The organism is Lactococcus fujiensis JCM 16395, from assembly GCF_002441655.1.
GTDB lineage: Bacteria > Bacillota > Bacilli > Lactobacillales > Streptococcaceae > Lactococcus > Lactococcus fujiensis.
In genome coordinates, this window is record NZ_JXJU01000022.1 from 1 (window position 1) to 12,529 (window position 12,529).

Below are 12,529 nucleotides of genomic sequence, written 5' to 3' on the forward strand. Positions count from 1 at the left end.
ATTTTTAAACTTTGCAACAGAACCGAATTTGGTATCTAAATTAAAAGCAACAAGATTTCTTGTTGCTTTTATGATGCCTTGAAATTAGAATGTATAAACTCTTTAATTCCTATTTATTTACAATCATGTTATAATTAATTTAAAAAAAAATAACATTGTTTGATATTTTTAGAAATACCTGACTATACGTTTGTATCGCCGTTAGTACTTTAGGGGGGGTCAAGTGAAATGAAGCCATATTCATTAATGACTTTGAGGTTTTACTTAGTTGGATTATTAATCATATCTTTTTTGCTAGCTTTGTTAACAAATAACCCTGTTTTACCTATTGATCGGGATTTTTTACATTCAAATCTATTTATTATCACTAGGTATTTGATAATCGCCACAGTTCTTATGACAGGACTTTTCGTATCAAAATTACATCGAGCTTTTAATTATACATTGATAGTAATCTCGTTTATTATGATTGTTTATTACTCAAGCCTGTTCATATTTGATATTGATGTTTTTCGTGTCGTTAACTTTGCTTTTCTAGTGAAGTTGCAATATATATTTTAAGTGTTATAATGATTTTATCAACACAAGAAAGTTTTTCATTTTGATAAGGTTTTAGTTTTACTTTTATATATAAATTTATACTCCTTATCTCTAGTGAAAATCTCTGAAACTACCTGTTTTAATAGCAGGTAGTTTTTTTCTCCTTTTTAAGCCCTCTCTTGTTAAACGTTTACAGTATGTTATAATAAACTTATGCTAGTCTTTTCCATAATAATCTTTAGCAATACTTGTTTGCTTTCTAAGCAGTAGTACCCCAAAAACTCCTTTCTAAATTAAGTTTTAAAAAATGTTAAAGAAATGTAAGAAAAAAGCCCTGAATATATCAGGGCTTTTTTTATGCATAATTTGCTTTCGTTTTTGTTGCAACTTCTATTTCTTGGACAGGTTCGACCTTTTCTTCTGCAAAAATTGTGGTAAATTGAGCAGACAAATCATAGTCATCAAAACTAAAGAGGTCCATCATTCCATCATCATCGAAAGAGAAGTCAACCTTTGACACAGCAACTTCTTCAACAGTTTTAATTGTTTCTTCTACAGGTTTCTTCGCCATTTCTTTTTGAGAAATTTTGCTTGGAAGTACTTTAGCGTATTCTGATGTATCAAGACCTGGCCAAATGAAATTGAGGTTTTCGTCCAATTGAGGACGACCACCATCTTCAACTTCCAATTCTTTACCAAAGTTGCTAAGATAGTATTCTTGTTTAGACCCAAAATCTTCAACATCTGCTTTAACAGTATTGTTGTCATTGTCCATGTTGGCAACCAAAGCATTAAGGATAGAGTTGTTTTCTTTCCCTAATAATGATGAAAGCCCTTCTTCGTCCACTGACCCTTGAACAGCTTCCATTGCACGTTTTTTCTGTGCAATCATTGTCAAAACTTGGTCTTGAATGGTCGGTGTATCAGCATCACCTGCATAAGCAAGGTAATAAACACGAGTTTGGCGACGTTGTCCGATACGGAATGAACGTCGTTCTGACTGACCCACTTCAAAATAATCGAATCCAGTATTAAAGAACAACACTGTTGGTGCTGAGATTAAGTCAACTCCCGTTGCTACTTTATGTGGGTCAAGGAGCATAACATCTACTTTTTCGTTACAGATCTTTTTGTTAATATAATCTTGACGTTCGTCCGCTTTTCGTGAAGCAGGAAGGGTTCCTACTTTGAAGCCTGCATTTTGAAGCACAGATTGTAAACGTCCTTTGAGCCGATCAATGTGTTTAACAAATACAATGACAGGACGGTCTTGTGATTTTTCCATTGTTATAATGTCGACCAGTTTTTGTTCTTTAGGCAACAGAATTTCATCATCAAAATAGTATTCCATTGCTGAAATTTCAGGTGTCCACAAGATTTCATCTCTGAAAGTTAAATCAGGTACTTCAGGATTATCCATGTACTCGTTAATTTTAGTTAAGTAACGGCTGAAAACTCGCTTGTCTCCTTCACTTTTAGCTTTCTTGGCTACACCGTTCAAGAGGTTGGCGGCATTCTTTTGTTCTGGTGTCATTTGGACGAAGATAGGTTGGAAAATCAAGTTTTCTACTTTGTCATCCCAAACTTGTTCAGTTGTTAAGAAAATCGCATTTTGAATGATGATGTCTGTGATGAATTCAGCATTCAATCCAACTTCTGTTTTCATATTCGTTTTGTCCGAATTTCTGCCTAGAGCATAAGAATATGAACCGTATGTTTCAGTATAAGCTTTTTGGATTATATTATATGATTTACTCATTTTATTTGAACGATTTCGGCCAATTTTTCTTGAATCGACATGTTCATCGATTAGTTTAACCAGAACATCTTGGAAAAAGCCAAAAATTTGAGGGAACATATCTGTCACTTTGCCTGCAATAGAGGTACCAGTTGCTAGAATATTTTGTTTACCGATGTGAGCTAATTCGTGGAGTTGGTCTGCAAATTTAGGTTGTGAAAGGAGATGGCTTTCATCGAAAATCGATAATGCGAAATTATTCTTAAACTGTTTACCAATGATGTTCGTTGTCTTTTTTACCATTTTACTGATATAAACATCGTAATATTGCTTCTCTGTCTTTTGGGAACAAAAAGATAATGGAATAATAAGGTAATCTGTATGTACTTTGTAGTTAGAAAAATGTTCAGGCAAAATATCGACAGTAACTGAAGCATTGACTAAAAGGATTTCATCTTTCCACTTGCTGACCAAATGGTCAGGAGCAATGACTGCGCAGCGAGCATTAGGAGTATTTCTCAATTTCTTAGCCATTTCGAACATAGCAACTGAAGTCATTGTTTTACCGACACCCATTTCACCAAGATAGAAGAACGAATTCACTTTATTGAGTAGAGCATTCGCTCCCTCTTTAATGACACGTTTTTGTTGCTTGTAGAAATTAATAGATTCAAAAAGTTGATTAAATGTTTCATCAGAAACTGATTCAATCAAAGGATGAGTCTTGTAGACAATTTTGCTATTAATACTTTGAATACTTTCTTGTAAGGGTTCCAAGTTGAACAATTCCGTGATTGACTTAGGGAGTACTGATTTTTCGCTATTTGTTGCAAGGTAGCGATACGCATTTTTGTTTGTATGATGAAGCAGGAATTGTACCCATGTTTTCTCCTTTGTAGGGTCTTTTTGTAACCAAAAATAGACTTTTTCATGAATACTGATGGTTCCAATATCTTTTGATGAGTATATTTTTTCCAATTGTTGAACGCTTAGGCCTAACAATATGGCAAGAGTTTCAAAAACTTCTTCCTGTGTTTCTCCAAAAATATTATCCTCGAAAGGGAAATATCTTGAAAAGTTGCTTGCTGATATGTATTTAATTGTTTTCATTATTTTTTCCTTTAATAATTGTTGAACTGCTTGATAAAGCAATCCTAGAGCAGTTTGTTAGCATTCCTGAAACTTTAAAAAAGAGACAGAAATCTGCTCTTTTTCTTATTAAAGTTCCAAATTAACTTCATTTGTTTCTGTTGCACAAATGAATTCCAAACTAGGGGTAGATGAATGCCTCCAATCCCCTTTTGTGTCGTAACCAGCTATGTCATTGCGCTTAGATGAAGCAATGATGGTGATGTCTGATGCAATCAAAGCCTGTTTAGCTGAAGCTATGAATGGAAGATGTGTTTTCTGAACTTCACCTAATGCATGTACTTGTTGTGATTTGAGTTTGTTTTTCTTAATTAATGCTTCAATATTATTGCCCTCAACTTTTGCTTGAAGGTAGCTAACATACGAATTGAAGTCCATAAATTTGTAATAACTTTCCCGTTCTTCTTTTAATGTACTAAAGTTATAGGCTTCAATCCATTTTTCTGGGGTCTTCGAATATGAATTGCTAGAAAGACGAAGTGATTGAAGTATAATTTTTTTTTCATTGTATGTTGGCGTCTTATAATTGATAGACCCAATGCCTTTTGTCAGATAACTATCGAAACCGCTATTTTCACCTAATTTAAATACTTGATATTCATGTTCCTCTTTTTTGACAAAGACAAGTGATTGGACGGGTGCCTTTCTAAGATATGGGTCAAAGCTAATAATGATGTCGGATGCCAATCGTCTTGGGAATTTATTAAACAATTTTTCCGCAATCGTTGAGCGAATATAATAGAAATTTAACTTAATATGTTCATTTTCGGCATTTTCAGGGAAGTCATCAAAATCGATGTCTTTAAATTGTGAGTTAGATAAAACGAAAAGCACATTCTTTTGTATTTTACCTGTAATTGTCGCTTTACTTGTTTTAGCATTCCCAGATTTTCTACTAACGATCAGTTTTCGGCCTGTCTGTTTTTTTGAGCTGACTATTTTATTTTTGCTTTTGACGTGAATGGCTAGATTAAAAATCGAATTTAATTTTCTCAATTCTTCAGCTTTTGGCAATTCATCAAGTAAGAACTTTGACCATCCCTCTACTTCGTCCGAAACTGTTTCTTCTTGATTGACGTAGGCATTCTTTATTTTTGTGAGTTTTGATATAAGTTGTTCTAATTTAGTAACACTCTTATTTGTGAATGTAGGCTCGAAATCCCCTTGAAAATCAAGGATGGTTGATTCGATACCTGACAAGTCTAATGGTTTAATCATTTGATTTCCTCTGTTGTTGGTTTAATTTGTATGAGATATTTGACCTTAATTTGATTATCATGATAGATACAATACTCGTCATGTCGCAAGTATGGACCAGCAACACAATGAACAGATTGATATTCTGGATTGCTAATCAATAATTTTCGGCCATCACATGGGGCACTTAGTTTGTATTCTTTTCCAGTAGCTACTTCTGCGACCAAAAGGAATTGATCAGCATATTGCATTGATTTTCCGACTTCATCAAGTCTTGCGAAATAGGCACCAACACCGAGCATTGAACCACTTGAAATGTATCCCGGTTGACTTGCTATACCTGAGTTTAAGATGGATAATATATTTTTCTTTTTTGTTCCATGAACGAGAAGTTGAGTATCTAATTCTTTTGGATTAAATTTTTCTTCAATTAATTTATTTTCAATTTTGAAAAACTCGTAATTATTATCATTGATTAAATAGTCTTTGACATGATGGCTGTTCTTGAAATTAGTTTTAATATAATTAATTTCATTTTCATCATCTTTAGTAGTTTTTACTAAATTAAAATCGAGAAGTCCCATCATTTGATTTACTTTTTCGTCGGTAATAATAATATTGTTTTTTTCTTCAGCTGAATACTTTGTTGAAAGAATTTCATATATAATAACAAGGTCATCTTTCACATTAACTTCAGTATGAGATATTTCGGATAGAATATCTTTCAATTCTTCAAAGAGGTTTTTGCGATTAATCGCAACGAGCAGTCCAATAACAATGAGATCTAATACAACTTTAATATCATGTTCAGTATTGTTGTAGTTATTCTTATTAATCCAAACATCATTTGAGATGATTTCTGACAGCAAATTTGTAATATTTTCATCTTCTACAGTATAACTGTTGTTGGTGTATTCTACACCATCAACAGATGGTTTCAAAAGTATTTGATAATAACTTTCTACCGTATAGCGACAAAACTTTTCAACGCTTTTTGCGGATTCAGTACTTACTTCCTTTAAAAAAGCATAATTATTAATGTTTTGGAGCCAGGCTAAATCATCCTTTTTGCCCCTGATTGTCATGTTAAGGTGTTTAATAAATCCCATGAGTTTTTCTTGTATAGCATTTACTGTTTGTATTTTAGCCAACTCGGCTCCTTTCTTATTGTTCAGCAATCATTTCTTCGTAGCATTTGCTCAATATCACGTCCGTATTTTGGTACATGTATTCGAGAAGGTTATAAATTGTTTCAATTTCTAATTCGGGATAAAGATATTCAATTTCTTCAAAAGAAACGTAAAATCCATCCATTCCGTATAAATCAGCCATTTCCTTATAATCATCACCGTTATTAAACATTGAAACGGGTGATGAAATACGTTTCGATTCTAGAAATGTTTTGTCCAACTTTTCGATGGTATTAGCCATTGCGAGAAAAGGTTGTATATTGTTCTTGAAAGTCGAAAATATGACACGTTTAAAGGCATGGTCAAATTCTTCTGACTGTAAAAGCATATCAAAGAGAGATGCAACATGATGGGGGTTATTTCCAAAAACGCCACAACCAAAGGCACCGAGAACTATAGATTCCACATTGTGTTCCTTGAATTGTCTAAGTGTTTGAATAATCTTTTCAGTTAATTCTGTATCAATTTGTTCGTTCTGTTGACCAATAATAACTTGTGGTGCAGCAACTGTTACCACATCCGCAAATACAGGTTCCACAAATTCTTCAATGTCCTTAATTTCTGCTTTAATGAATTTCACATTTTCGGAGTAGATAAGTCCTGCCGTATGCTTTGTATAATCAATTGCACGATTGTTCTCGTAATAGGCTTTTTGAGCAATGATTTCTGGATAGAGGTATGAGCCACGACAAATTGCTTCCTCTTGTGCTGACGCACCATTAAGGAAGCCACCACCAGGGAATATTGGAGATGCAAAATTCATAATTCCAGTTTTGTGACCTGCATAAACTTCCGTAAATACACGGTTCACGCAGTTTTCGTTAAAAACTAATATCTGTGTTTCAAAACTGGGGGCGTTATCTTCCATTTTTTTCCCGATTTTTTCTGGAAAATAAGTAGTTTTTGTTGGTAATGCATTTTCTTCATTATTAAAGGCACGCATTGTTTCTTCAGCTGAAGCTTTATTGTCTTTCATTAGTCATTCTCCTTTTTGTATGTTGATTCTGGTAAAGTATCAGTATTAGTGGTGCCATAAAAAGTGGTAACATAAATAATGACAACAATATGTCGAAACAAAAAAAGCCAGCACTTTAGTGCTGGCAATTTATTATTCAGTTGTAGTAATTTTGGCTTTAATCGTTTTGTGAGCTGCGCTACGTACGAACATGTTCACATCTTTCTTAAGAACATCAAGCTGTTCAACTGAAAGTGCGGCGTTTGCAGCTAATTCAGAACGTACGTATGGGCTTTCATCGTGTGATAATTGTTCGATGGCTTCATCATCCAAGTTAGGATTTGATGCAATTCCTGTACGAACATAAGAGTTTTCGTCTTTTGAAAGGATAGAAACGATGTCACCTGCAAGTTTAATGTTTGTTGCTACGGCTTTGATCACTTCTTTCTTTTCGTCAAAAGCTAAGTCCGTCAAATCGTCAACATCCGTTGAATCATTTTTAGCGACAGCACTACGAGTATTTGCATCTTTATCTGATGCAAGCAAATGTAGAATTTCTGCTTTGACCATTGGGTTTGAGGCAAGAGCAACACGAACGTATGGGTTCTCATCATCAACAAGAATTCCTGCAATTTTGTCTGACAAGTTTTCATTTTTAGCAAGTGCAGTTCGAACATAAGAATTTTCGTGTGGTGAAAGGTAGTCCATTAAATCTGCAGTGATGTTTGGATGTGATGCAACCGCTGAAACAACTTCAGAAATTGGGTCATTACATAGCACTGATAGTGTAAATGTATCAGTTGATGGGTTACAAGCAATTGCTTTACGAAGGAGTGAATCTGGACTCTTAGCAAAACGTGAAATTTCAGATTTAGGCAAATGAGGATTTTTCACAGCTTCAATAACTAATGTTTCATAATCATCTCCAAAAGTAGATTCACCATCTTCATCATCAATTAATTCCATGAGAACTGATTCAGGTGTATTTTCATTACGTAAAATGGCAAGAATTAAATCAAAGTCGTCTTTTACGTTTTCGAATGCAGCTTCAAGTTTTGCTGGTTCAGTTTCAAGAGCGATTGATTCTACTGTGAATGTTGGTTGTGTCATTGTTTTTTCTCCTTGCGCCATTGGCGTCTTATTTTTTTTAGAGTAATATCCAATTATTTTTTAATTGGCAATAATTAATACACCAGTGATTTATCACTGGCAAAACAATGGGAAACAATAATCTCCATAATTGATTAATTAATACTGATTGCAAAGAATTGTAAATTCCTTAAATTCTTTTTCAATCTGTTTAATCACCTCTTCTTTATTTTGGCATTCGAATCGGTCAAATTCGATAACTAAATCATCATAGGTGTCATTGTTTAGTTCTTCTTCGATCGTCATTTTCCAGTTCCAGTCACCTGCTTGGTAGGCTGATTCGATTTCGGTTACGCTGCTTTCTGGAAAATGATTTAAGTAAAACTGTTCATAGAAAGCACCATTGTTATCATCGAGGGCAAGCCTATCTAAATCATCACCATAAGGTGCTGGTAACCACTCGGGTATAAGTTGTACGATGAATGTGTTTCCTTCTTCGTAGACGGTTTTTTCAAAAATAGGTAAATCATAGATGAAATTGAAAGGTCGGTGATTATGATCCTGTTGGACGTTGAAATCGATAATTGTAAATAATTTCTCTAATTTTAATCGTTCTTCAACAGTAAATGGAGAAGTATTTTCATCTAATTCTTTTATTTCATTTTTGAAATAATAGGCAATCACATCTTCATTTGAATTTACATTTTTTGGTAAATCTTTTTTTACCGAACGTTTTTGATACCAATCTAAAAAATTGAGCATTTCTTCGGAATTAATTTTTTCTGTGTTAAATGACAACTGTTTCTCCTTTCCCTTTTAACATTTCCATTGTCTTTGTTGCTTGATGCCAAATTGCAACTGTTTGCTCCTCATGGTGACGCAAACTGGGGAGAACTTGATTAGTGCTGACATTATAATAAAAGTAGACTCGAGGCTCATCTTCATAATCAGAACCATATTCATCTAATAGTTCCTCACAAATTTCTGGAAGGTCACTTTTATGTTCAACCAAATAGCGATCTAATTGTTTCATAAATTTTCACTTTTCTAGTCTGAAAGACGCAGACACTTCATCCTTTGCTTTTAGTTCAAAAACACCAAATGCAACATAAAGAGATAAAATCTCTGCTGGTTGAATGAAGTTACAAGTTAACTTTTTAAAGCCCATTTTTTCAAACTCACGTAGTGCTTTTTTGTTGTCTACTCCGTAGAATTGTTCGTCTGTTTCTAACATGTTAACCTCATCAATGGCCATAGTAGGCATTGTACATTCTTTCTTCAGCAATATCTTCACTAGTGTAAGCTGGTTTCCAGTCAGTAGAGCGAACCCCATAACTGTCTAAGTAGGTGCCAGGCACTTTATCTTTAAATTTCTTTGTTGCAATCGAGTAAATTAGTCGACCGTTGTCTGAAACAGCAATCATTGATGCTCGGTAAGAGCCAATAACTGAGAAGTTTTCATAGTTAGTTTGCTCATAACCCCATGCATTGACCGCAAAGGTTAGCGGCTTTTTAAGGAATTTGACCTTATTAAATACTTCCAGAACTTGTTCAATTTCAATTCTGGCATCATTTACTCGTCGAGGAATATCATTTGGGTCAAGACCGTAATGTTCAGCATCCCATTCTTCCGTTTCTTTAACATCAGCTAAGAGTTCCTGAATTGTTTTTCCTTTTAACAATTCCGAGAAATATCTTGCCTTGCTGTTATTAAATTTTACTGCCATTTTTTCACCTTCTTTCTTTATTTTCTTATTTCGTTTTATAACCAGTCGATTTCTACTAAAATATCTTCTACGTCTCCAGCCCATGGATTATCATCAAGAACTTTTTCAATTTCATCTTCTTGAGCTTGAGTCAATTTTTTACATTCATGCTCTTTGTCATTACGGTAAATAAGTTTGTAATCTTCAAGAAGGGTTTCTTTGATATCCTTTAATTGAACCTCAAAATCTTCTTCATCATAAATATCAAGGGCAATTAAATTTGAACGATTGTATTCATATTCGTCTGAATCCATTAATTCATAAACGAGCTTTAAGCCTTCATCAGTTTCTTGAACATCAATAATTCCAGCATTACTGACGAGGTATTCTAGTCCAGATTCTTCATCAACGTAATCAATTTCAATGATTAGCTCTTTTTCATGTACTTCTTTCAACAGGTTTTCCCATTCCGATTCGCATTCTTCTTTTGTTTGCGTAGAATAGTTAAACGAATTAAGAGCCCAGTTGTTCATCAATGAGAGGTTGTTTTCAAAAGTCCAACGCCCAATACCTCTGATGTTTGCTTCCCCTTTTTCAAAGTTCTCGTTGTCAATAATTAGGTAATAGTCACCTACCTTATCATTGAGGTGTTTATTGAAAATGGAAATGAATTTTTCAAATAATGATTTGTTCCAAGTTCCTTTAAAATCTAGTGTGCCAAATGCACTTGATATGTTCGCCATATGTTTTCTTCTTTCATTTTTTGTTACAAATTTTTTAATGCAAGATAAAAAAACAAGCCAATTTATTGGCTTGATTTATATTTATTTGCTATTGATATCTATGTTGATGGTATCCAAGACAAATTACAAAGAATTTCTTCAACACTTTTTGCGAATGGCATGAATTCAAAGTAATAATTTAGTTGGTTTTCTTGAACAGCATTTAACATTTTGTGTTTTCCGTCATTTTCTTCTCTGAAAATTAAACCGTAACTTTCTTTTAGTTTCTTTTTAACATCATTTTTTGAGATGGGATAGTCATCATCAGAACACAGGCCCAAATATTGCAAATTTGTTCGGTTATAGGGATACTGCCAGTGTCTTAGATTTTTGTAAGATAGACTTAATTGATTATTTTTATTACGGACAGAAATTTGACCAGATGCTGCTACTAGCCTATTGTTTATTTGAGCTTCATCGGTATATTCAATTTCAATTTTTAAATTGTTTTGGTACATTTCTGATAAAAGGGGTTTCCATTCATCATTAAACTGCTCTTTATTCATGTCCACGGGACAATCATTATTTAATGCCCAATTGTTCAAATTTCTTAAGTTGACTTCGTAACTTGTACGACCTGTAGCGTTGAAACTAGCCAGATTGTCATCGTAATCGACATCGACTATTTCAGTAAAATAAGTTCCATATCCGGTAAAGAAGTGTCGATTGAACACCTCAACAAATCGCTTTATAATACTCTTATCCCAATTTCCTTTAAAATACATTGTTCCAGTAACGTCTGTTTCATTTGCCATTTATAATTAACTTCTTTCATTTGATTTGTTTAAAGTAGGAATCCCCTGCTGCGATTGACTCGTAATAAGAATCCATTGTTTCTGGTGTTTCCTGGAACCCCTCGTACAGAATGAGGCCACCTTCGCCCTGAGAATAACCACACCATTGTGCGGCTCTGAAATAGTGCTTTGATATTCTTCCATTCGCAGTTTCCGCAATGTCTTCGACCAATTTCACAAAACCAAAATAATTGAGCTGTTCTAGAAAATCTAAAGTCGTTTCTTTAAAATCAAAGTTATCTTCATTATCATCTTCTTCGAAATAATCAAAGTTATTATCTTTCGACCATTGCAATAAGAATTTCATCGTTAGATGCTTTCCAAGAGATTTTTCAATAATGTCCATTGCATCCTCAAGAAATTCCCTCATGAATGGTAATGAACGTTCTGGATACCATCCTTCTATTGGCACTAATATTGCAGAGCCGTATGCATTTTCGTATTTCCCATCGTAGGAAAATTCCCTTTCTTTATTTAAGTCATCATAAAAATTTTTGCCATTTAAGACATCACTTAATTCATCTACTGAGGAATAATCACTAATTGGATAGAATTCACCATTTGAAAAACGAACAACGGGAGTATAATCGTCAAGTTTTTCAAGCCATATTGGATTGAGTGGTTCAGGAATGAGTTCCAATTCAATGGGTGTTTCTTCTGAAATAATTCCTTGAAGGCTATTTCGTTTTTCTTCGAACAAGCAATAGAGTTCACCGAGTGTTTTAAAGTCCTCATTGATCAAGTTTTCAATCTTTTTTGATTTCTCTCGTTGGGACAGATCAACATCGACAATAAATTCGTTAATTTCTACTGAAGTTTTAGTGGGTACAGTTTTAAGTTTCATTTTTTTCTCCATTATGTTTTTTTGCATAAAAAATGCCAAAAGGTTTCAGTAAAAAAAAACAAGCCAATTTATTGGCTTGATTTATATTTTTACTTTGATTCAACAATACCACCGTCTCCCTTTGTTAAAGCGATTATTTAGTTTTCATTTGAACAGAATAGTTGGAGGGTTTAATATTAATTTTATCCAGGTTGTTTTCAGAAAATGGATTTTAAATCATTACAATTTTTGGTTTGTTATCAACGTTAAATACTCATAAACGGCTTCTTATCAATCACATTCGGTAGCCTTGTTTCTGTTGTCCTTATGGTATAATTGATAGTGTAGAAGTTTAATAGACGGTGGCTCTTGAAAGGTGGTGAGGCTTATGAAAGTAAGTTTAAAATCCAACAGGAAGGAGCATTCTTATGTCAATAAGTGTTGCAATGTTAGTAATCGCCATTTGTGCGTTACTTATTAACTTGCTTAACTTTATTGTCTTGTTGATTGAAAAAATCACAAAAAAATAAGAACCGTCTATTGATGTGCACCCCAAAAGTTAGACT

At 33.7% G+C, this 12,529-nt stretch carries 12 protein-coding genes; all 12 read right to left on the reverse strand.

The genetic code is table 11. The annotated features are described in order from the left end of the window. Positions 1-895 precede the first annotated feature (895 nt). Positions 896-3,388 (reverse strand): SNF2-related protein, encoded by a 2,493-nt coding sequence (locus RT41_RS09565; RefSeq protein WP_096819151.1) that lies wholly within the window; start codon positions 3,386-3,388, stop codon positions 896-898. A gap of 108 nt (positions 3,389-3,496) precedes the next feature. Then, positions 3,497-4,645 (reverse strand): hypothetical protein, encoded by a 1,149-nt coding sequence (locus RT41_RS09570; protein WP_096819153.1) that lies wholly within the window; start codon positions 4,643-4,645, stop codon positions 3,497-3,499. Further along, entirely contained in the window at positions 4,642-5,775 is a 1,134-nt protein-coding gene (locus RT41_RS09575) for a PARP domain-containing protein (protein WP_096819155.1), read from the reverse strand. Before RT41_RS09575 ends, RT41_RS09570 begins: the two co-directional genes overlap by 4 nt. Before the next feature lie 13 nt (positions 5,776-5,788). Next, positions 5,789-6,790, reverse strand: coding sequence for a TIGR02452 family protein (locus tag RT41_RS09580; RefSeq protein WP_054639994.1), 1,002 nt, complete (start codon positions 6,788-6,790; stop codon positions 5,789-5,791). A gap of 132 nt (positions 6,791-6,922) precedes the next feature. Beyond that, complete coding sequence (locus RT41_RS09585; protein ID WP_054639995.1) at positions 6,923-7,879, reverse strand: HEAT repeat domain-containing protein; 957 nt, start codon at positions 7,877-7,879, stop codon at positions 6,923-6,925. Positions 7,880-8,017: 138 nt separating this feature from the next. Next, positions 8,018-8,656: a hypothetical protein gene (locus tag RT41_RS09590; protein ID WP_096819157.1), complete on the reverse strand. Its 639-nt coding sequence runs from the start codon at positions 8,654-8,656 to the stop codon at positions 8,018-8,020. Beyond that, complete coding sequence (locus RT41_RS09595; RefSeq protein WP_054639997.1) at positions 8,646-8,891, reverse strand: hypothetical protein; 246 nt, start codon at positions 8,889-8,891, stop codon at positions 8,646-8,648. The genes RT41_RS09590 and RT41_RS09595 overlap by 11 nt, the downstream gene beginning before the upstream one ends. A 6-nt stretch (positions 8,892-8,897) precedes the next feature. Then, a complete protein-coding gene (locus RT41_RS09600; RefSeq protein WP_096819159.1) occupies positions 8,898-9,092 on the reverse strand; it encodes a hypothetical protein in 195 nt (64 codons plus the stop codon). Between the two features lie 10 nt (positions 9,093-9,102). Further along, complete coding sequence (locus tag RT41_RS09605; RefSeq protein WP_054639999.1) at positions 9,103-9,585, reverse strand: hypothetical protein; 483 nt, start codon at positions 9,583-9,585, stop codon at positions 9,103-9,105. Between the two features lie 35 nt (positions 9,586-9,620). Continuing rightward, positions 9,621-10,307, reverse strand: a complete 687-nt coding sequence (locus RT41_RS09610) for a hypothetical protein (protein ID WP_096819161.1) — start codon at positions 10,305-10,307, stop codon at positions 9,621-9,623. 98 nt (positions 10,308-10,405) lie between these two features. Next, on the reverse strand, positions 10,406-11,101 hold the full coding sequence (locus RT41_RS09615) for a hypothetical protein (RefSeq protein WP_096819163.1): 696 nt from the start codon (positions 11,099-11,101) through the stop codon (positions 10,406-10,408). Positions 11,102-11,117: 16 nt separating this feature from the next. Further along, on the reverse strand, positions 11,118-11,984 hold the full coding sequence (locus RT41_RS09620) for a hypothetical protein (RefSeq protein ID WP_096819165.1): 867 nt from the start codon (positions 11,982-11,984) through the stop codon (positions 11,118-11,120). Positions 11,985-12,529: the final 545 nt, after the last annotated feature.